Annotated in this window: 14 protein-coding genes and 1 pseudogene; 10 read left to right on the top strand and 5 right to left on the bottom strand. The window is 59.7% G+C overall.

Features of this window, described 5'->3' with window-relative positions; all coding sequences use genetic code 11:
* Positions 1 to 998 precede the first annotated feature (998 nt).
* The 5 genes and pseudogenes from glpX to ASG86_RS03545 form a co-directional block, all read right to left on the bottom strand.
* Entirely contained in the window at positions 999 to 2084 is a 1086-nt protein-coding gene (gene glpX / locus ASG86_RS03565) for a class II fructose-bisphosphatase (RefSeq protein WP_056330363.1), read from the bottom strand.
* Positions 2085 to 2162: 78 nt separating this feature from the next.
* Positions 2163 to 3677: a glycerol kinase GlpK gene (gene glpK, locus ASG86_RS03560; protein ID WP_056330362.1), complete on the bottom strand. Its 1515-nt coding sequence runs from the start codon at positions 3675 to 3677 to the stop codon at positions 2163 to 2165.
* A gap of 40 nt (positions 3678 to 3717) precedes the next feature.
* Positions 3718 to 4456 (bottom strand): annotated as a pseudogene (locus ASG86_RS03555) (MIP/aquaporin family protein).
* 17 nt (positions 4457 to 4473) lie between these two features.
* Complete coding sequence (locus ASG86_RS03550) at positions 4474 to 6258, bottom strand: glycerol-3-phosphate dehydrogenase/oxidase (protein WP_442854285.1); 1785 nt, start codon at positions 6256 to 6258, stop codon at positions 4474 to 4476.
* 636 nt (positions 6259 to 6894) lie between these two features.
* Positions 6895 to 9207, bottom strand: a complete 2313-nt coding sequence (locus ASG86_RS03545) for a polysaccharide lyase 8 family protein (RefSeq protein WP_056330359.1) — start codon at positions 9205 to 9207, stop codon at positions 6895 to 6897.
* 299 nt (positions 9208 to 9506) lie between these two features.
* Between ASG86_RS03545 and ASG86_RS03540 the strand changes: the two genes are divergently transcribed.
* From ASG86_RS03540 to ASG86_RS20420, 10 genes are all read left to right on the top strand, one after another.
* Positions 9507 to 10556, top strand: a complete 1050-nt coding sequence (locus ASG86_RS03540) for a LacI family DNA-binding transcriptional regulator (RefSeq protein ID WP_056330357.1) — start codon at positions 9507 to 9509, stop codon at positions 10554 to 10556.
* Positions 10557 to 11302: 746 nt separating this feature from the next.
* Complete coding sequence (locus ASG86_RS03535; protein WP_200946128.1) at positions 11303 to 12337, top strand: LacI family DNA-binding transcriptional regulator; 1035 nt, start codon at positions 11303 to 11305, stop codon at positions 12335 to 12337.
* Positions 12334 to 13938 carry an FAD-dependent oxidoreductase gene (locus ASG86_RS03530; RefSeq protein WP_056330351.1) on the top strand — a complete coding sequence of 535 codons (1605 nt, stop codon included), beginning with the start codon at positions 12334 to 12336 and terminating at the stop codon, positions 13936 to 13938. Before ASG86_RS03535 ends, ASG86_RS03530 begins: the two co-directional genes overlap by 4 nt.
* Positions 13939 to 13952: 14 nt before the next feature.
* On the top strand, positions 13953 to 15254 hold the full coding sequence (locus tag ASG86_RS03525; protein ID WP_056330348.1) for an ABC transporter substrate-binding protein: 1302 nt from the start codon (positions 13953 to 13955) through the stop codon (positions 15252 to 15254).
* Between the two features lie 8 nt (positions 15255 to 15262).
* Complete coding sequence (locus tag ASG86_RS03520) at positions 15263 to 16222, top strand: carbohydrate ABC transporter permease (RefSeq protein WP_056330345.1); 960 nt, start codon at positions 15263 to 15265, stop codon at positions 16220 to 16222.
* Positions 16223 to 16307: 85 nt separating this feature from the next.
* A complete protein-coding gene (locus ASG86_RS03515) occupies positions 16308 to 17093 on the top strand; it encodes a carbohydrate ABC transporter permease (protein ID WP_056330342.1) in 786 nt (261 codons plus the stop codon).
* A gap of 195 nt (positions 17094 to 17288) precedes the next feature.
* A complete protein-coding gene (locus tag ASG86_RS03510) occupies positions 17289 to 18278 on the top strand; it encodes an acetylxylan esterase (protein WP_056330340.1) in 990 nt (329 codons plus the stop codon).
* Positions 18275 to 18514, top strand: coding sequence for a hypothetical protein (locus ASG86_RS20425; protein ID WP_156386114.1), 240 nt, complete (start codon positions 18275 to 18277; stop codon positions 18512 to 18514). Before ASG86_RS03510 ends, ASG86_RS20425 begins: the two co-directional genes overlap by 4 nt.
* An 802-nt stretch (positions 18515 to 19316) precedes the next feature.
* On the top strand, positions 19317 to 20261 hold the full coding sequence (locus ASG86_RS21175) for an N-acetylglucosamine kinase (protein ID WP_082566653.1): 945 nt from the start codon (positions 19317 to 19319) through the stop codon (positions 20259 to 20261).
* A 338-nt stretch (positions 20262 to 20599) separates the two neighbouring features.
* The gene (locus ASG86_RS20420) at positions 20600 to 20902 is read left to right on the top strand and encodes a hypothetical protein (RefSeq protein ID WP_156386113.1); all 303 of its coding nucleotides are present in this window, start codon (positions 20600 to 20602) and stop codon (positions 20900 to 20902) included.
* Positions 20903 to 21343 lie beyond the last annotated feature (441 nt).

Here is a 21343-nt window from a genome sequence, read left to right as displayed (position 1 = left end):
GTGGGTGGACTTTGTCAAGGAGTGCCTGGTCCTGGTCGGGAGGACTCCCCTGGAGAACCTGGTGCGCTCGGGTCATGGGCGTCTTCACAAAACTCGAACACAGTCGGCCGACTGGTCGAAGTCGCCAGCAGCAGGGTTCCGAAAGTCCTCGTTGCGCGCGAATACGGGATCAGCAGGGGACGGCCTGGCAATATCTGGGCCACGCCAAGCTGGAGAGAATCCTTTCCACTTGCTGCCCTACTGGTAAGACAAGTCACTAGCTTTACAAAATCTTTATTATCGGCTTTCGGCCTCTGGCCTGCTGGAATGAGCACTCCCTGCGAACTACAACAGCGGGGTTTACCTTTTGGGCGCGGCTCCGGGCCTACCGCTCTTGATCGGAGTTCCCGGGTGTGAATCTGTAGGCATGCAGGCCCGTCCTGCAAAAATGCAAGTTGTCTACGCTCGTACTAGACAGTAACTTTGTTGAGGCGACTACTGCACGTGTCTGGAGGCGCCAGCTACAAGACCCCGAGACGTCCCCCATGCCTCGGGGTCTTCTGCTATATCCCGCCGGTTACGTCGTCGCTAGCATTGGTGCTGGCACCCGCATTTGCGGGTGCGCTTCCCGCCGGTAGGGGGCGGCATGCGGCCCTACCGCCTTATTTTGTTCATTCGGCGGGTACCCTAGACGTTCAGACTTTGAAAAGTGGCATCCTTGGTACTACTTTTGCCGAAGCGATAACGAAAGTTTCCCCACGTGCGGAGCAGCTAAATGGAAGACCCTCATGGATCGAGTCAACGGACGTGAGGGTCTTTCTCCGTCTCCCATTGCAACTTCGGGGACGTAGGGCTCCCACAACGAACCGTGCTCCAGTAAGTGGATGAGGAAGGGCGCCACCACCGCGGCGAAGGAGAGCATGAGCGCCACTACGATCACCGTTCCCCGCTAGCACGTCATGTCCACTCAAAATGGAAACGATTCAGATCCACTGCCGGACCTCTGCGAGCAGAGAAGATCACGACGATTTCAGCCTGCCATTCCACGGCAGCGAGGGTTGATTGCCTGGGCGTCTGCGGGCGTAGTTCTCCCACTTGCTGGCCTGGTGCTCGCCGTCCACAAAGCGGATGGTGCCGGACTTGGAGCGCATGACGATGGACTGCGTGAGGACCTTGTCCTTGGAGTAGCGGACGCCCTTGAGCAGGTCGCCATCGGTGATGCCGGTGGCGGCGAAGTAGCAGTTGTCGCTGGAGACCAGGTCGTTGGTGGACAGCACTCGGTCGAGGTCGTGGCCGGCGTCGATCGCCTTCTGCTTCTCCTCGTCGCTGGTGGGCCAGAGACGGCCCTGGATGACGCCGCCCAGGGACTTGATGGCGCAGGCGGCCACGATGCCTTCGGGCGTTCCGCCGATGCCCATGAGGGCGTCCACGCCCGTGCCGGACCGGGCGGTTGCGATGGCGCCGGCTACGTCACCGTCCATGATGAACTTGGTGCGGGCACCGGCTTCGCGGATTTCCTCCACCAGCGGCTTGTGGCGGTCGCGGTCAAGGATCATTACGTTGAGCTGGTTGACCTTCACGCCCTTGGCCTTGGCGATCAGGTGCAGGTTCTGCTTGACCGGCAGGCGCAGGTCCACCATGTCCGCGGCCTCGGGGCCGGTAACGAGCTTTTCCATGTAGAACACGGCGGAGGGATCGAACATGGAGCCGCGCTCGGCAACGGCCAGGACGGCCAGGGCGTTGTTGATGCCCAGGGCGGTCAGCCGGGTGCCGTCGATGGGGTCAACGGCGACGTCGCATTCCGGCCCCGTGCCGTCTCCTACGCGTTCGCCGTTGAACAGCATGGGGGCTTCGTCTTTTTCGCCTTCGCCGATGACCACGACGCCGTTGAAGTGGACAGTCTGCAGGAAGGAGCGCATGGCGTCGACGGCTGCGCCGTCGGCGGTGTTCTTGTCGCCAAAACCCACCCAGTGGCCGCCGGCGATGGCGGCTGCCTCGGTGACGCGGACGAGTTCCAGGGCAAGGTTGCGGTCCGGCTCGTCGTGGCCCACAGCAAGGGACGGTGAGAGGGTTAGATAGCGGGATGGTTTGGAAGCGTTGGGCAAAAGTTTCCTTCTTGAGCGCTAGGAGATGGTGGGCCGCCCTGCCTGAATCGGCAGGGCGGCTCGTGGAGTTGATCGGCGCTACCGGACGTCCCCGTCCACCCAATCCATGGACTTGGTGACGGCCTTCTTCCAGAGCCGCATCTGGCGGTCCTGTTCAGCCTGGTCCATCTGGGGCTCCCAGCGCTTGTCCTCGGCCCAGTTGGCCGAGCACTCGCCCAGGTCCTTCCAGAACCCAACGGCCAGCCCTGCCGCGTAGGCCGCTCCCAGCGCGGTGGTTTCGATGACCTTTGGCCGGATGACCGGGACGCCCAGGATGTCCGCCTGGAACTGCATGAGTGCGTCGTTGGCCACCATGCCGCCGTCGACCTTCAGCTCGCTCAGCGGCACGCCGGAGTCCGCGTTGACCGCGTCCAGCACCTCGCGGGTCTGGAACGCGGTGGCTTCCAGGGCCGCCCGGGCGATGTGGTTCTTGTTGACGAACCGTGTCAGCCCCACGATCGCACCGCGGGCGTCCGAGCGCCAGTACGGGGCAAACAGGCCGGAGAAGGCAGGAACAATGTAAACGCCGCCGTTGTCTTTCACGGCGGCCGCAAGGGTTTCCACCTCAGGGGCGCTGCTGATCATGCCCAGGTTGTCGCGGAGCCACTGGATAAGGGAACCGGTGACGGCGATGGAGCCCTCGAGGGCATAGTGCGGCTTGGCGTCGCCCAGCTTGTAGCCCACCGTGGTGAGGAGCCCGTTCTTGGAGTGGACGATTTCCTCCCCCGTGTTGAAGATCAGGAAGCAGCCCGTGCCGTAGGTGTTCTTGGCCTCACCGGCTTCGAATGCAGCCTGTCCAAAGGTGGCAGCCTGCTGGTCGCCCAGGATGCCCGACACCGGCGTCTCGCGCAGCAGCTGCGAGCCGTGGACTTCACCGTAAACCTCAGAGGAGGACTTGATCTCCGGCATCATGCTGCGCGGCACGCCGAAAATCCCGAGGATTTCGTCGTCCCACTGCAGTGTTTCGAGGTCCATGAACAGGGTCCGGGAAGCGTTGGTCACGTCCGTGACGTGGACACCGCCGTCCACACCGCCGGTCAGGTTCCACAGGACCCAGGCGTCCGTGTTGCCAAAGACCAGGTCACCGGCCTCTGCCTTTTCGCGGGCACCGTCAACGTTGTCCAGGATCCATTTGATCTTGGTACCGGAGAAGTAGGTGGCCAGTGGCAGGCCGACCTTTTGCTTGAAGCGGTCGGCGCCGCCGTCCTTGCCCAGTTCGTCCACGATGTCCTGGGTGCGGGTGTCCTGCCAGACGATGGCGTTGTACACCGGCTTGCCCGTGGTCTTGTCCCACACCACCGCGGTCTCGCGCTGGTTGGTGATCCCGACGGCGGCAATATCGTGCCGTGTCAGGTTCGCCTTGGAGAGGGCTGAGCCAATGACCTCACGGGTGTTGGTCCAGATCTCCGTCGCATCGTGCTCCACCCACCCAGCCTGCGGAAAGATCTGCTCGTGCTCCAGTTGTCCGGAGGAGACAATCGCCCCGCTGTGGTCAAAGATGATGGCGCGGGTGCTGGTGGTGCCCTGGTCGATGGCGATTACGTACTGGTTCATGATGACGTCCTTGTCTTGTTAATGGCTGGAGTGGTGCGGGTCAGGATGCGGCCGTGACGATGATGGGAACAAGTCGTGCCATCAAGCCGCCGAGCGCACCGCCAACCAGTGGCCCTACGACCGGCACCCACGAGTAGGCCCAGTCGCTGGAGCCCTTGCCCTTGATGGGAAGCACGAAGTGGGCAATCCGGGGCCCGAGGTCACGGGCGGGGTTGATGGCGTAGCCGGTAGGACCACCGAGGGAAACACCGATACCGACCACGAGCAGCGCAACTGCGAGCGGACCGAGGCCGGAGGGGGTGCCCCCGAGGGTAAGAATGACGAAGACCAGCACAAAAGTGCCGATGACTTCGGTGATGACATTCCAGGGCGTGGACCGGATGGCCGGTCCGGTGGAGAAGACGCCGAGCTTGCCCGCGGGTTCCGGCTCGTCATCAAAATGCTGCTTGTATGCGAGCCAGCAGACCACCGCACCGAGGAATGCACCCACCATCTCACCGGCGAAGTAGGTCAGGGTGGAAGCGAAATCGATGGCGACCCCCGGCGCGTACTCGGCCTTGCCGTTGAGCAGCAACCCGAGCGTTACGGCGGGGTTCAGGTGCGCGCCCGACTTGGCGGCGACGAAGACACCCGCGAAGACGGCGATTCCCCACCCCCAGGTGACCATGAGGAAACCGCCGTTGTTGCCTTTAAGCCACGTTGGCAACGACGCCGCAACCCAACAGGGTCAGCATGCCCGTGCCAAAGACTTCGGAGAGGAAGACTATTCCTAGAGACATCTTTGACTCCTTCTTTGTTATTGGTCCTTTTTCAGTGAGATAGCTTGGGGTAGCGAGGCGTTGTGATCCCGCCGGTAGGCCTGTTCAACCTTCTGGTTATCCGTTTCCACGCGATGAAAACGCTGCAGCACGTACTTCGCATGCAGCATTTCTGCGTTCCGGTCTCCCGCACGCCAACCAAGGGGGGTTGAGAGCACCTCGGCCACTTCGTTGAGGAGCTCATCGGTGACCAGGCCGCGGAAGGCCAGGGAGGTACGCCGGATGAATACATCCACCAGGTGTCCGACCTGCTCGTTGGCCGCCATGAACTCCAGTTCACGGACACTGAGTTCCCGGGTGGACCGCAGGACGTGGTCGGGCTCGGCGTCGAGGTAGGCGATCACGTCTTCGGCGCGGGTGCCGTAGCGGGTGAGCAGTCCGGCGGTGCGGTCTGCGTCCCGGCCCTCCGCCATGTGCGCCTTGATCCACTTCTGCACGCCCGCTTCATCTGCGGGGAAGCCGGCGCCGCCGCCGATGGGGAGCTGCGCCGTCGAGACCTTGCGCTGGACACCGAGTTCGGAGAGGACCTCATTGGTCAGGTGCTCGGCGAGGGCGCGGAACGTTGTCCACTTGCCACCCACCAGGCTCAAAACGAGGGCGCCGTTTCCGTCCTGCCCCGAGGCGCGCCGTTCGATGCGGTAGTCCCGGGAGACGAAGCCGGGCTGGGTGGCGTCATGGCTTGGCAGAGGGCGCACACCGGAGAACGTGTAGACAATATCGTCCGGCGTCACGTCGATCGAGGGAAAGACGTGGCCGATCAGGTCGAAGAAATACTGGATCTCCTCGTCCGTGCAGACGGCATCCTCCGACATGTCCGCATCGACGTCGGTGGTGCCCACCAGCACCCGGTCGCCCATCGGGTAGATGAGGACGATCCGGCCATCGGTGTGCTCGAAGAAGATCTCGCGTCCGCGGCAGGCGGCAAGGAGGCCGGGGTGGTCCAGCACGATGTGCGAGCCCTTGGTACCGCCCATGAAGGACGATGCCGCGCCCATGGACTCGTTGGTGAGGTCCACCCACGCCCCGGTGGTGTTGACGATGATGTCAGCCGTGAAGTCGAACTCTTTCCCGGTGAGTTCGTCGCGCAGCCGGACAGTGCTGCCACGGCCCGGTCCGGGGTTGGGCGCCGGAGACACGGACTGCAGCGAGAGGTAGTTGCTGGCGCGGGCTGTGTCACCCTGTGCCCCGGTGGCCTGGGCCTTGTTCGCCCGGCCGGCCTTCTCGCCGTCCTGCAGGACATCAAGGGTCAGCCGCTCCGGGTTATGGACCGAGGCGTCAAAATACGTGGCGGTGTATTTGACGTCGGGCCGCAGGGCCGGCAGCTCCTCGAGGGCTGCCTTGTGCGCGCGGAACTGGTGCCGGGGCACCGTGCCGCCGTCCCTGGAGAACGAATCGTAAAGGCTAAGGCCGACCTTGATCAGGAAAGCACCGCGCTCCTTCGGCTTGCCCTGCTGCTTGTGGGTCAGGAAGCGCAGCGGTGCAGACAGGATCCCGGAGAACGTGCTGAAGATCGGAATGGTTGTCTGCAAGGGCTTGACGTAGTGCGGGGCAATCTTCAGCAGGCGGTTGCGTTCCACCACTGACTCCCGGACCAGGCGGAACTCGCCGTTCTCCAGGTAGCGGATGCCGCCGTGGATCATGTGCGAGGACGCGCCACTGGCTCCCTGGCAGTAGTCGCCGCGCTCCACCAGGGCCACATCAACGCCCTGCAGCGCCAGGTCGCGGAAGGTGCCCACGCCGTTGATGCCACCACCCACCACCAGTACCTTCGCGTGGGGGCGGCGGCGCAGGCTTTGAATGGAATTTCGTTCCGCACCAACTCGTGCAACCGGGCGCGATTTGAAAGATGAATTATCGGGACTCAAAAGACTTCCTTGGCTTTGGGGATGCCAGCAAGGCAGCCGGCGGGTTCCCCACCATTGTTCGAAGTGGCGGAAAATCGGGTCAAGCGACTTGCACAAACGTGCACGAGCAAGACGCGCCGTGCTGGTGAACCAGTGGGGGTGGAAGTAGAAGGGCCTACTTGCCGCAAGAATGACCTAAGCCGCCCAGATTCTGCCTCTAAGTCCGTGGCTGTGTCCTATGACAAGGGAACTCAGCGGCAGCGGCAATGGGATGCTGGCTTGCAAGCGGTAAGTGAACGCGGCGTGCAAACGGATCAGGCTGGAAACCGGGCTGGGAAAAATGGTCGATAACTTCACTCCGGGCGACAAGCCAGTGAATTTCAGGCCGAAAGGCCCTCACCGTCTCGGCCTCCTCTGATCGTCATGGCTATGAGGACCAGAGGAGGCGAGCCGGCCGGCATGCTGGCTCAGAAGAGCACCCCGCTGGCCGTTTTTTCAGCCGCGCCGCACAATCGAAGGCTCTCTGTCACGGACATCTTCTGACGATTCGTCCTGTTAGACAGCAAATCGTGCGACCAGGGACTTACCTGCTAGTCCGGATGCGTTAAACGAGATCTGGACATTGGGACTTAGCGCCAGGACAGTGATTCCAGGGTCGGTTTGCAGGATGCTGGTGGCCGGCCCGTCGATGGTTACCGTTACGGGACCGGTGACCTTTTGTGTGGGATCGGTGACGGCGATCGAGAGCTGCCCGTTTTTGCGTGTGGTGACGATGGATGCCCTGTTGTTGGACTGAATGCCCGCAGTCTTCGGGGGTGTAGGTGACCAGAAATTAATCATGGTGGCGCCGGTGCTCGTACGGGTGGCGGCTTGGACATCGTTGTTGTTGGCAACCACGGTGATGTCGTTAGAGGATGCCATGCTCGAGGTTTGCGCTTGGGTTGCCGCGGGCAACTGAATGTAGGAGTAGGTGCTGTTGCTTGGATTCACTCCGTGATCTATCCATAGCGTGATGAATCGTCGGCTGTAAGTGGTCGTGTCATCGTAGACGCCGCGGTTGTCCATGTCGGTCCACTTGCCTGTGCGATCTTCCCGCAACGCCTTAATCGATGTTCCTGGGGTGAACACGTAGCCGCCAACATTGGGAATCCAAACCCAGTTGGCAGTGAAGGAGCTCGGGGTTGGGCTTGGCGTAGTCAGCACGGATGTTCCATTGAGGATAGGAACGATTGCGCCATTGGGGCCAATGTTACGGTTCTCAATTATGGTCTCTACGGTGTCGCCATCTGTGCTGCTGATGGCACCGCCGAGGCACACGATCGCGTCGTCCATGCAGAACCAGGATTTGCGCCCGCTCAGTGTCTGGGAGGCTGGTTTAAGTCCCATGCCAAGTGCAATATTCCCATCGAGTAAGGCGCCGCCCGCCCACGTATTGAGCGACGTGCGTGTTGCTGCTGGAGACAAGGGTGTTGTCCCGACGGTGGTGCCGGGAATGCGGTACTTGTTGGCCGTGGACCAATATTGGTTGGCCCAGTGTGCGTTCTGACTGGAAAGGTTCAGGTAGACCGCTCCCTCTCCGGTGTACCAACCGAGACGATTCTCGCTGCCGCTCTCGTAGGGCTTGATCACCGTGCTGTCCATTGCCACAGCGTAGGCGAATGTCGGCCGGCGGTGGACTGCTCTGGCCATGGATGTTGCCACGACGCTCTGTGTTGATTCGGCCGCTGACGGAATGTTCGTATCGGCCACGACAGCTCGTCCATTCACAATGGAGGGCAGCCGTACCTGTTCGATCGGGACACTGTCGTAGACAAAGAACGGAAGGAACTGGTCGGCGTTGATCCAACCCTTGCACTGCCCCCGAACGACAAGGGCTTGAGCGGCGGGAAATACGGACGCGAGCTGTAGCAGCGTGGCGATTGCTAGCCTCCCTACCCGGTGGTCGGTCTCGTAGAACCGCGATATTCCTCTGCCCCGAGTCATGTCCATAAAGGCACCCCCGAAAATCCAGGGGACATAATTCTGCTGCACCCAGTCGTAGACTTCAGCGATCTGTGCAGCATTGAAAGCCCATGGAGTGCCCAAGGTGGCGACCATGGAGTATGTGAGGTACTGCAGGAGTGAGACGGCGTATCCCCCGTTGTAGGAGAAATACTGGTGTTGAATGAAGCCGCCGTCTGTATAGAAGCCGTCACCGGTCGAGACGTAAGGGAAGATTGCCGCGTAAGCCGTCATTGCACCAGAAATCGTGGCACTGTCCTGACTGAGGGCACCGCGGACTATAGCTATCGAGCAGGCCCAGTTGCGGTTTGCTCCGGTGGAGGTGCTGCCTGCGGTGATAGTGGGTGTCGGTGCATACCGTTTGATGGCAGCCATCGCTGTAGCGACCAGGGTGGCTGAAAGGTCCTCGTACAGCAAGACGCAGAAGTCGTTGAGCGCCAGGGGAATGCCGATTTGGAAGTCCCACCAGTTGTCATACTGATTGGTGACACCGTATTTGTTGTTCAGGAACCAATCGAGGGCAGAGACGATGTCGGCCTTCAGTTGCGTGTTTTCGTAGAGGGAGGATCCAGGAGACTTCAACGCGAGAGCCAGCGTCCGAAGCCGGCCCATGTTGTTCCGTTGAATCGCTGAAACGCTACTGCTGTTGAGGTCGGCCCACAGGTAGGTGCGGTTGGAGGCAGTCGATAAGCTGTCCCATAAGGATTGTGCTTCCGCTGCTGATGCCGTGACATATTGCTGGACCGTAGAGTCGGAGAGGTCGTAGTTCGAAACCAGGGTTGCGCGCCACTGCGTGCGGACCTGGTCAAAATCCGTGGCCGTCGCAGCCCGGGCTGGCGCCGTAAACAGCGCGCCGACTGCCAGCATGGGGACCGCGGCTGCACCCGCAAGTATCAGCGAACGCCGGGAAACCCCTGGACTAAGAGACGCGCCCCTCGAAAAGGCATCTGAGAACGGCATGGAATCTGTAGGCGACATAGCGGCCCCTTACGTGATGAGGTGATGGCCAATCCGCCCAAGTACGTGACCGGCTCCCTATCCCCCGATCCTTAGATGCTCCAGTGCCCGGCTTGAACCGTCAAGAGGATAATACCTATTATCACGGGGGAAGGACTGCGGCTCCTCTATGATGATTTGTATTATCAGGTGCTTGGAAAGGAACGTCGATGACGTCGAGCCAAGGGGGGAGAGTTACGCAGCGCAAGATTGCGGAACTCGCAGGGGTGAGTCAGGCGACTGTTTCGCTTGTGCTGAACGGCCGTACCGACAATGGTGTGCGCATACCGGAAGAGACGCGCAAACGTGTCCTTGACGTCATTAAAGCGACGACTTATGTTGCCGATCCTGTTGCCCGCAGCTTGGTGGGCGGGATGAACAATCTTGTCGGTGTGTTCACCTACGAGCATGCCTTTCCCAACGAAACTTCAGACTTCTATACACCCTTGCTGACCGGCGTAGAGAGTGCAGCCGAGGCTTTGGGCCTGGACTTGTTGATGTTCACCAGTGCTCCGCTGGTTGATGGGCGCCGCCGGATATTCCATGAAAATAGCCGGCTCCGCCTGGCTGACGGGTGCATACTGCTGGGTCGGAAGATGGACAACGGCGAGCTTGCCAAGCTCCGGGACAGCGGGTACAAGTTCGTTGCTATCGGCCGCCGCGATGTTGAAGGCATAGCCTATGTTGGTGTTGACTATGGCACGCCCACTCGCGAACTGGCTCGTCAAGCCATTGAGGCCGGCCATTCGGCTGCTTTCTACGCCAGGCTGTCTCTCGCTGGCGAATCCTCCCGTGACAGGCACGACGCTCTGACGGACGAACTGGCAGCTGCGGGCATTGCCCTGACACAGGCAGAGACTACGGCAGTCGGTTTGGCTGAGGTGTGGCGGCGCGTGCGAGCAGGAGGGGCTACCATCCTCTTTGTTGAGGATCCCAAGGACGCAGAAGAGCTCTACGCCCTCGCTGCCGCCGACGGCGTCGCCGTTCCTGATGACCTGTCATTTGTGGTCCTCGGTGAGCGGGATCGTAAAGGCGGGTGTGGGGTTGATTTTACCTGTTTCAGCGCTCCGCGCACCGAGCTTGGGGCGCGCGCTGTAGCCCTTCTCGATCAAATACTCAAAGGGGTGCAGGGGCCGACGTTGTCTACCAGGCAGCTGCTGGAGTGCACTGTGCTTCCGGGAAGAACCCTCGGCGTGCCATCGGTGAGGAGTTACCGGTGAATGCAGATAAGAGCCGGCGCTGAGATGATCCCGCCCGGCTCTGCCTCACCGCCCCCACGGGAGGTGGGCCAGATATTCGATGTTGCTGGCCAGGAGATTTTCGTGGACTCCCGCCGCATGGGTGATTGACGCCGGTTGTCAGCAGCGCCCTTATCCTCTCCGGCGGGACGCAGCTGGACGAATTCGCAACCTTGGCGGCCGCCAGGAGCGAAGCATCAAGCTTGGCGCATTCCGCGCGACGCTCCGGATCTCCTCTAACGCTATCGGAAAAGTTGCCGCTGCAGCTGGGGAAGGGAGGCGTGAGCCTGAAGGTGGGACTCGAGCACACTATCCCGTTTCCTCCCATACCGACATAGTGCAGCGATAGCTGATGAAACTGGATGCACCCTCTTCCATCCCGTGATTAAGGTAGCGGATTTCATCCACTTCGCCTGGGAGTAATCTCACTTACTCTCCCGCTCCGTAGGGTTAAAAAGGCGATCACGCCCGCCTGAGAGGCTTGGCCGTTCAGTGCCGGTCGTCCGATGACTCGCAGTCGTTTTGAGCTGGTTAGAGCCTGTGTCCACAGGCCTGTTTGCATATCCACCACCAAGCTGTAGCTCCGACCGCCCCCATCGTGAACGGAACATGGGACACCCTATTGAAATATCGGATCATACGCATTATCGTGATGTACACCATCCGATAATACGCATTAGCGACGGTAAGCGAGGGGTCCTATGAACGTGCAAAGAGGTGCGGAAAGGATGACGCAGCGCCGCATCGCTGAGCTCGCCGGTGTAAGCCAAACCACCGTGTCATTGGTGCTGAACAACCGGGTGAATGCGACGGGGCGAATCGCGAAAGAAACACGGGATCGTGTGATGGAGGTGATCCGGGCAACAACCTATGTTGCCGATCCTGCTGCACGCCGTCTCGCCGGCGGCGAGAACCAGATTCTAGGTGTGTTCACCTACGAGGCTGCTTTCCCTCATGAAACCGTGGACTTCTACACTCCGCTTTTGACAGGGATTGAGTCCGCGGCAGAGACGATGGGTTGTGACTTGCTGATGTTCACCAGCGCCCCTGTCGTCAACGGGCGCCGACAAATTTTTCATCAGAACAACCGCTTGGCGTTTGCTGACGGATGCATTCTCCTGGGTCTGGAAATGGACACCGAGGATCTGCGGAGACTAGTCGTGGGTGGCTACTCCTTTGTCGCCATAGGTCGAAGGAGTACCCCAGGGGTACCGTACGTTGGCGTTGATTATGTTTCCTCCACGAAGGAGCTCGTTAGGCGAGCCCTGCAGTTGGGTCATCGGCGGTTTTTCTATTTAGAGAGGGACAGCCGGGGAGAGTCCGTGCTGGATCGCCGGGCCGGCTTCCGGGAGGGCGTTGCAGGCTTTAGAAATGCACAACACACGTTCTACACCGTCTCGGGGAAGGGCCTGAGCGAGGCATGGAAAGCGATCATAGCCTTCGGCCCAACGGTCCTGTTCCTCGAGTCCGAGGACCATTCCGCGGCGCTGCTGAAACTGGCCGCCGAAGCAGGGTATTCGGTACCCGGGGATCTCTCGATCATTGTTCTCGGGGATCCCCCGCGGTCAGGTACCACCGATATCGATTTCACACGCCTCAGCGCTCCCAGGGAGGACCTGGGGGCGGGAGCTGTGAAGCTTCTGACAAAAATCATTGCGAGCAAAGAGCGGATTCCTGATTCCGAGCTGCGCGTTCTGCTGAACTGCCGCTTCGTGCCAGGCTCCACTCTTGCTGCGCCCAAAAACGAAAGAGCCGCCCAATGAACTATCTCAACACCGACATTCTTATCGTCGGAGGTGGCCTTGGTGGCGTCGCGGCTGCACTGGCCGCACTCAAGGCCGGCCGCCGCGTCGTCTTGACAGAGCAATATCAATGGCTGGGTGGGCAGCTCACGAGCCAGGCAGTTCCAATGGATGAACACGCATGGGTGGAACAGTTCGGCGTGACGGCCTCGTACAGGAAGCTGCGGGAGGGCATCCGGGACTACTACCGTGCATGGTATCCGCTGACGGAGGAGGCTCGGGCAAAAAGCGATCTCAATCCCGGTGCGGGCTTGGTCAGCCGCCTTTGCGCGGAGCCCAAGGTCGCTGTTGCAGTTATTGACGCTCTGCTGGCACCATATCTGGGTACGGGCCGCCTGACAGTTCTTCAGCCTGCGATTCCAGTTGAAGCGGAAGTGTCGGGCACCCGAATTACGAGTGTCACTGTCAGGGATGCCCGCACGTCAGAACTCACCCAAATCACCGCAGGGTTTGTCCTGGATGCGACTGAAACAGGTGAACTACTCCCCCTCGTCGGAGCGGAATATGTCACCGGCAGTGAGTCGCGGGAGCAAACAGGTGAGCCAAGCGCTCCCGAAACTGCCAGCCCGGATAATATGCAGGCCTTTTCGTGGTGCTTCGCGATCGATCACGTCCCGGGAGATAACACCATTGAGAAACCGCGGGATTACGACTACTGGCGCAACTACGAACCGGAGTTCTGGGGAGCGCCGATGCTCTCGCTGACGGGGCCTGATCCGCGCACCCTCGAGATCGTCACACGTGAATTCACGCCTACAATCGACGATGATCCGCTCGCCCTCACCGCGGACCAGAGCCAGGCCGCCGGGGACCGGGAGCTATGGACCTTCCGCCGGATCCTGGCGCGGAAGCTTTTCACTGACGGGCACTTCGACAGTGACATAGTCCTGGTCAACTGGCCGATGATTGACTACCTTGAAGGTTCTATCATTGACAGCCCGGCCCCGGAAAAGCACTTGGAAGGTGCCCGGCAGTTGTCGTTGTCAATGTTCTACTGGTTGCAAACTGAAGCGCCGCGGCCCGACGGCGGAAAGGGTTGGCCCGGACTTCGCCTTCGCGGGGACGTCACGGGAACCACCGACGGTCTTGCCCAGGCACCCTATATACGTGAGTCCCGCCGCATCAAGGCGGAATACACAGTGGTGGAAAACGACTTGTCCGTCGCCGTACGAGGCAGTGGCAAGCCCTCCACTTTTTTCGACAGCGTCGGAGTTGGCATGTACCGAATCGACCTGCACCCCTCCACCTGTGGCGACAACTATATTGACGTCCCATCGGTGCCCTTTGAAATTCCCCTCGGAGCACTGATTCCGGTCCGTCTGGAAAACCTGCTCCCGGCGGGAAAAAACGTTGGTACAACACACCTCACCAATGGAGCCTTCCGGCTCCACCCCGTGGAGTGGAATATCGGCGAGGCAGCAGGTTGGCTAGCAGCCTTTTGCCTGGAGCGGGCGATTGAGCCCCGAGCCGTACGCAACACTCCTTCCATCCTGAAGGAATTTCAGACCTTACTCGCCGGGGCCGGTGTCGAACTGCACTGGCCCGACATCACCGGCTACTAATCAAGGAGCACTAAATGAAACCAGCAAAGAAGCTGACAGGAGTGGCGCTGCTGGCAGCAACGGCACTGACTCTTGCCGGCTGCGGAGGAGCGACCGAAGCAAGCAGCACTCATACTTCCGCCGCCCCTGGAAGCGTCACCCTGCGCATGACCACCTGGACATCGGACGCGACACAACTCGCCTTGTTCAAATCCGTTGCGGACAGCTACAAAAAATCGCACCCTGAAATCAAAGAGATCACGTTTGATTCACTGCCGGTGGCGGACTACACGTCAACGCTGACCACCCAGATCGCCGGTGGCAACGCCCCCGACATGGCGTGGGTCCTCGAAAAAGACGCGCCAGATTTCGTCAAATCCGGAGCTCTCGCACCTCTCACCGACACCCTCAAAGCAGCCCCTGATTACAACTACGCAGACCTGAACAGCGAAACAACCAAGCTCTGGACCCAGGACAACCAGCTCTACGCATATCCCTTTTCGACCTCCCCCTTGGTGATGTTCGCAAATGACAGTCTGCTCAAACAGGCCGGCCTTCCAACATCGGCAGAGCTGCAGTCACAAGGGAAATGGAACTGGCAGGACCTGGCAGCCCTCGGCTCGATGGTTAAGGCCAAAACGGATAAGGACGGCATCATCATCCGTGACTTCAACTACTCTGACTGGTCCAACCTGGCCTCCGTGTGGAACGCCTGGGGAGCCGCTCCCTGGAGCAGTGACGGGAAATCCTGCACCTTCAACTCCCCCGAAATGAATACGGCCTTCACCTACATCCACGACGGCATCTTCAAACAGCACGCATTTCCCGGGCCTGGTACCAGCCCGGACTTCTTCGCAGGCGATTCCGCATTTACCGTCACCCAAATTTCGCGCGCTTCACTCCTGAAAGACGCCAAGTTCGGCTGGAATGTCCTGCCGCTGCCCACCGCTACCAAAGGCTCCTACTCTGTGGTCGGCCAAGCCGGCGTCGGAGCGCTGGCGAAGGGCTCCCACGTCCAGGAGTCCGAGGACTTTATCGCCTACCTCACCAACCCCTCCAATGCCAAACAGCTCGCTCAGTTCTTCCCGCCGCCCCGGACCTCGCTTCTGACGGCCGACACCCTGGCCGCCACGAATAAGCTCCTCTCCAAAGAGCAAATCCAGAACGCAGTCATCAAGGGCATCGCAGAAGGTCAAACCAAAGCCAGCCACACCAACTCGGCTGAAATCTCCCAAAAAGTGAAGGCCGCCCTGGACCCGATGTGGCAGCCCACAGCTGACGTGTCGAGCGTGCTGAACAATGTCTGCAGTGCGATCAAACCCCTCCTGGCCGGTTAGGAACGCGCGTGTCTGTTCTAAGCAAGGTAACGCCGGTCCGGGGGGCTCCCCCGGGCCGGTCCACCACCCGTCAATCCCGCCGGCCCTCCCGGCTGAACCGCCGCCGCGACGCTGTCACCGGCTATCTTTTCGTGGCACCACAGGTTTTGGGGATCCTCACCTTCGTGATCGTCCCGCTGTCTCTCGTTTTTTACTACAGCTTCAACGAATGGAACGTGCTGGCAGGAACCTTCAAATTCGTCGGAGCAGCGAACTACCGGCAGCTCGTCTCGGACCCGCAATTTGGTGAAGTAATTCTCGCTACTGTCATATTCTCCGTGGGTCTCGTAGCAATCAACATCCCCCTGGCCCTGCTCCTGGCGGTTATGCTCAACCGCCAGGGCCGAGGAATAGCGGTGTTCCGAACACTCTTTTTTTCCCCCGTCGTCGTCTCCCTGGTCGCGTGGACCCTCGTGTGGGGGTTCCTGCTCCAGGACAACGGGGGAATCAACGGGATTCTGCACGCTGTAGGCATACAAGGACCTAACTGGCTGCAGAGCGGGCCTACCGCCATGGCCGCCGTGATCGTCGTGCAGATATTCAAAAATGTGGGGTTGAACATGGTCCTGTTCCTGTCCGCCCTACAGGGTGTACCCACGGAACTCTATGAAGCAGCACGGGTTGATGGGGCAACAAGCCGCACCGTATTTCGCCGGATAACCCTCCCGCTGATTTCGCCCACGCTTCTATTGACGATCATTATCACCATCGTCGGATCCCTTCAGGTATTCGCGCAGATCGCAGTGCTCACCCAGGGAGGCCCAGGCCTCTCGACCACGGTCCTCGTGTACTACCTTTTCCAGCAAGCCTTCGATTTCCACCACTTTGGATACGGATCGACCCTGGCCATCGTTCTCTTCCTCGTGGTCTTGGCGCTCACTGTCCTGCAATGGCAAATGCGCAAAAGGTGGGTGTTCCATGAGAACTAGTGAGTTAACCGGACCCTCCATCGGGACCGGGCTGAGGTTCGGAAAGCGCTGGACCAGGGCAGCGCTATACCTGCTATTGGCTGTTATGGCCGTTCCCTTCGTCTTCCCGACCTGGTGGATGATCACCTCATCCTTCAAATCAATCAATGAGATCCTTGCCTTTCCGCCCACACCCTTACCGGTGGAACCTTCCCTCCGGGGGTACCTGCAGGCTTTCACCTTCCAACCGTTCGCCAGACAATACTTCAATAGCCTGTACATCGCGGCAGTAGTCACGGTCCTGACCATGCTCGTTTCCTCTATGGCCGGCTACGCCTTCGCAAGGATCCGTTTCCGGGGGCAGAATATCCTGTTTCTCCTCGTGCTTGCGGGTCTGCTTGTGCCCAGTGAAGTTACCATCGTCCCGCTGTTTCAGATGTTCAATGCCGCTGGACTGGTCAACACACACTGGCCGCTCATACTGGTGACATCCTTTGGCGCGCCAAGCGTCCTTGCCACATTCATCATGCGCCAATTTTTCATCGCCCTGCCGACGGAACTTGAGGAGGCAGCACGGCTGGACGGACTCGGCCGGCCAGGAATCTGGTGGCGGATCGCGATGCCACTGGCACGGCCTGCTTTGGCAGCTGTTGCAATTTTCACGTTCTTGAACGTATGGAACCTGTATCTGGAACCAACGGTTTATCTCTCCTCCCCCGATCTCTTCACGCTGCCACAGGCGCTGACCCGATTCACTGATGCCTACAGCGGGCCTATGTGGAACGTGCAACTGGCCGCTGCCAGCATGACGGCCGTGCCTGTGCTGATAGTTTTTGTCATCGCCCAACGCCAGTTCGTAGAAGGGCTCGCCCAGTCCGGCCTAAAGGGATAAACAGCGGATGTCACCGGTCCTACAGGAGCAGTGACACTCGACATCTCAGACCGAAGTGGTGACCGCATCACGGTCAAAGACCTCAGAAAAGTTGAGGCACAGCTTAGAAGCCTGTGATGACAAAACCAGCTCCCACCTGGAGCCGTCAGCAGCAAGAGATCTCTCTCAACTCTCATCGTCGACCAGGAGCACGCCATGGCGCTATTTGACCTGTCCCCGGACCTGATGCGTGACTACACAGGATCGGGGAACGAACCGGCTGATTTCGATGCATTCTGGCAGCGGACCCTCGCCGCTGCCCGAGCGTTTGATTCCCGGCCGGAAGCAACGCCCGTGGAGACGCCGCTGACGACAATGGACATCTACGACGTACGGTTTCCCGGATTCGGGGGCCAGAGGATATCTGCCTGGCTTCGGGTTCCACGCGGTGCCCACGGCCCCCTCCCCACCGTCGTGGAATACGTCGGATATGGAGGGGGGCGGGGTTACCCGGAAGAGTCCCTTTTTTGGGCATCCAGCGGGTTCGTCCACTTTCAAATGGACACCCGGGGACAAGGCGCGGGATGGTCTGTGGGTAACACGGGAGACGAAGGGCCCAGTGGCCCTTCCCATCCAGGATTCATGACCAGGGGAATCCTCGATAGGGAGCATTACTATTACCGCCGGCTGATCACCGATGCGGTTCGTGCCATCGATGCGGCACGAACATTGCCGCAGGTGGATTCGACGAGAATCAGCGTCGTCGGCATCAGCCAGGGTGGCGGATTAGCCCTGGCTGCCGCCGGCCTGGTTCCCGATCTCGCCGCCGCAGCTGCCTTGGTGCCATTCCTGTGCGACTTTCCGCGGGCGGTCAATATAACTGATCGCCCACCGTATGGCGAGATCGGCAGCTATCTGCGTGTTCGGCGCGACGAGGTAACAGATGCCATGGAAACACTGGCAAATTTTGACTGCGTATTTTTCGCGCGCCGCGCTGCGGCGCCGCTCTACGTCTCCGCCGCACTCATGGACACCACATGCCCACCATCGACCGTCCACGCCGCTTTCAACAACTACGCCTCCACCGATAAACGACTTCAGCTCTGGCCCTTCAACGGGCACGAAGGTGGAGGCATGGTCGACCTGAAAAACGCCCTGGACCACGTCACCGTTCACGTCGCCACAACACGCACAACTACCCCGTGACAGTCATGCATCAGGGAGATTTTACAAAGTTCTCCCACCTTGACCCTGTTGCTCCAGCATGCATCTACCCCTTCCCGCCCATGCCGGATGCCGTTGTGCGGGAAAACGGCAGCGAACTGAAACCCGGTGTGCAAACAGGACGCTTCCAGAGAAAGAAGACCAGCAATGCCGAAAGAACGAAACAAGGTGCTGCCGGAATCGTTAGAAGTTACCGTCAGGACAAGAAGCGAGCTTGACTCCGCGTTGAACGCCGCGGTCAGAACCTTGCAACCTGCCGCAAGACAAAAGAAGGTGGGCGTAGCTGTCACCCGTGTCGCACCAGGACAATACGTCGTAGCTCTAAGCGCCCAGGTACCCTACGGCCTCACCTGCGAACGATGGCATGAGCTGACCGGCAGCCCGCTCACAGCCCCGCCCGCTGCCCCGGCAGCAGACGGCAACCGCACGGACCGACGGGATCACAGCATTGGACGTTCCTCGGCCGTGCCTCCCGGCGGTCTGGTGGGCACGACCGAGCTCACCTAACTCCCGGCTTCAAACCCTATCCACTGCCTGCCGTGTGCATACATCCGCTCAGCAAACCGCGAACCATCACCGAGGTCATTCAACCCCGACGTCAGCGAAAACACTCCCAAAAGCAGTCACAGGTTCGGCGGCAGCCCATCACACTCGGACGCTTCGAACGACGGTCCATGCCTCCCCCGGGCATTCCGCAGGAACGCACAGTGATTCCCCTCCCCTGATCGCCGGTTGACCCCGAACTCCCTACTTTCATCCGTGGAAATTTATGCATATCGCTAGACCCTATTTTTCATCGCTTCAAAGAATGGTGAGGAATCACGCCGCCGCGGCCTGCCCGCGGTCCCGAAAAGCTAAGGAGGAGGTCTTTTAAGCCGCAATAACTCATTTCTACTATCACGCTTGACCGCTCCTCCGCGGTTGCAAAAAAGATCAATTTAAAGCTCGAAAATACCGTAGCCGACTCTGCAGGGCGGCTGGATCACATTCAGAAATATTTATTTGAAACACGGAGCTCATATGGGTAGTTCAAACCCAACGATTGCCATCGACGCAGGCCAATCATCGATTCGCGCCAGGCTGATATGCAATGGTAGAACGCAGTTAGAGCGACATCTCCCTCCAGTTCTCACCGACATGCCGCTCATGCCGCAACTGGAACGGGCAGTCTGCGAGACGCTGTCAGGTCTGAATCTGCGGAATGTTCGAATCTCCGCAGCGATGTCGGGGCTAACAGCGAGCAATTCGGACGCGCAAGCTGTCCTCCGCAGCTGCCAGGCCGTTGGCGTAGTTTCAGTTCATTTGGCGCATGATTCAGTGTCCGGTTACCTCGGTTGCCTCGGCTCTCGGCAAGGCTCTGCAATTGCTGCTGGAACTGGAGTAGTAACTCTGGCCACTGGCGCAAACACGTGTGCAAGGGTGGATGGTTGGGGGCACATCATGGGGGATGCCGGGAGTGGCTACTGGATAGGCCGGGCAGGCCTCGACGCCGCCATGAGAGCCTACGATGGGAGAGGAGAGGAGACAGCCATTCTCGACCTGATCAAGCGGGACTTCTCAACCATAGAAACAACGTACATAGATATTCAGTCTGACATTGAAAGAGTGTCATTAGTCGCTTCCTACGCCAGGCAGATAATTGAACTTTCTGAACGGGATGCGGTAGCCGCGCGCATTGTCGATCAAGCTGCGGGTGAATTGGTGCACTCTGTTGGAGTAAGTCTTCGACGTACAGGCTGGCTTCCTGGGTCGCAGCCATATGTCAGCTGGGCAGGGAGTATTCTCTCTAATCCCCTTATAGGCATGCCTTTTCGCTACCAGATGGGCAGGGCCTGGCCTAACGCACTCCTTGTATCTCCATCTGGGAGCGCATTGGACGGCGCTGCTAAATTGGCTGAACTCACAACGCACCACCCCCTGTATCAATCGCTTGATGTAGCAGCTTTAGAAACTATGAATGTCTAGTTCCCTTCCCGCACCCTCTGCTGCGATTGCCTACGAGCTCCTACACGGGGTTAGGAATCCGCTTATAAGGCTGTTAGCGAAGATCACCTGCAAACCCGCTCCGGACCAATCACCCTGAGCCTGTAGACCGCCGCTGTGATTTTGAGCCGACGTCCAGCGACCGGGGCACGTGTGGCCGAAGAAAGCGGTGACCGCCACGGCCAAAGCAGAAGACAACCTCGTTGAGGAGCAAAACCTATATGCCAGCTACTGAAAGGCTGCAGCACTCCTGGGGTAGCGGATCCATACCTTTCCTTTCTCCAGGCCCGATAACGTACCCACAGCCGGAAAGTGTTGTGGTGATCCTGGGCGTGATGTATCCCAGTATCCTTCCTCAACCCAGCGAAAACGACGCCGGGCTTGATCCTGCGCTTCCCTCTTCCTGCTTCGATGCCGACAGACAACGCGAAGACGTGATTTTTTACGACCCTCTGTCTTACAGGATCGATAGTGGGGCTTCAGGTCCGGCATCACGAGAAAAATTCAAGGCTAGTGGATATGCAGATCGTGTGGCTGCCCAGAGGATTCTTGCCCGCGATCTTCTGTTGTTGTCGCTGCAACGTGCCGGCAGGCAAGGCCCGGACAATTTTTTACCGCCCTAGCCAATGCAGACGTCGTCAGCAAGCCTCTGGCCGGGTTTCTTGAGCCATCCGGGGGTCGGCTCAGGCATCGTCAACCAGTACGAACACGCCCTTTAACTCGGAACTCGGCTCGTATCCAGCGTCGGTCGCCCCTCTTAGACGTCCGCTGTTCAGCTAAGACCAAGGCGCCCCTTGGCCAAGGCTTGCCATCCAGCCGATAACCAACCCAATCTGATGGAGGAGTTATGCCAAACCTTGGCCTCAGCCTGAGCACGGACGACTGGGTCTTCCTAAACGCAGGTGACCGTGTTGTTGTCTTGCGCCCAAACGAGCCCCCCTGTTGTGGGACCATAGTGGGGTTAACCTCTGTTGGTGGACACCTGAAGTAGCGGGATCCTTGGATTCTGCGGGAAGGTGTTCTTGTGAGCACGACACGACGTAAATTCACTCCGGAGTATCGGC

This window comes from Arthrobacter sp. Soil764 (assembly GCF_001428075.1).
Classification (GTDB): domain Bacteria; phylum Actinomycetota; class Actinomycetes; order Actinomycetales; family Micrococcaceae; genus Arthrobacter.
Note: the sequence above shows the minus strand (reverse complement) of the source record. Positions and strands in the feature narration are given on the sequence as shown.

Excerpts from the sequence above, each read along its gene's own strand:
- ASG86_RS03510 (WP_056330340.1), top strand. The coding sequence starts at position 17,289 with ATGGCGCTATTTGACCTGTCCCCGGACCTGATGCGTGACTACACAGGA.
- ASG86_RS21175 (WP_082566653.1), top strand. The coding sequence starts at position 19,317 with ATGGGTAGTTCAAACCCAACGATTGCCATCGACGCAGGCCAATCATCG.
- ASG86_RS03515 (WP_056330342.1), top strand. The coding sequence starts at position 16,308 with ATGGCCGTTCCCTTCGTCTTCCCGACCTGGTGGATGATCACCTCATCC.
- glpK (WP_056330362.1), bottom strand. The coding sequence starts at position 3,677 with ATGAACCAGTACGTAATCGCCATCGACCAGGGCACCACCAGCACCCGC.
- ASG86_RS03540 (WP_056330357.1), top strand. The coding sequence starts at position 9,507 with ATGACGTCGAGCCAAGGGGGGAGAGTTACGCAGCGCAAGATTGCGGAA.
- ASG86_RS03545 (WP_056330359.1), bottom strand. The coding sequence starts at position 9,207 with ATGCTGGCAGTCGGCGCGCTGTTTACGGCGCCAGCCCGGGCTGCGACG.
- ASG86_RS03525 (WP_056330348.1), top strand. The coding sequence starts at position 13,953 with ATGAAACCAGCAAAGAAGCTGACAGGAGTGGCGCTGCTGGCAGCAACG.
- ASG86_RS03535 (WP_200946128.1), top strand. The coding sequence starts at position 11,303 with ATGACGCAGCGCCGCATCGCTGAGCTCGCCGGTGTAAGCCAAACCACC.
- ASG86_RS03530 (WP_056330351.1), top strand. The coding sequence starts at position 12,334 with ATGAACTATCTCAACACCGACATTCTTATCGTCGGAGGTGGCCTTGGT.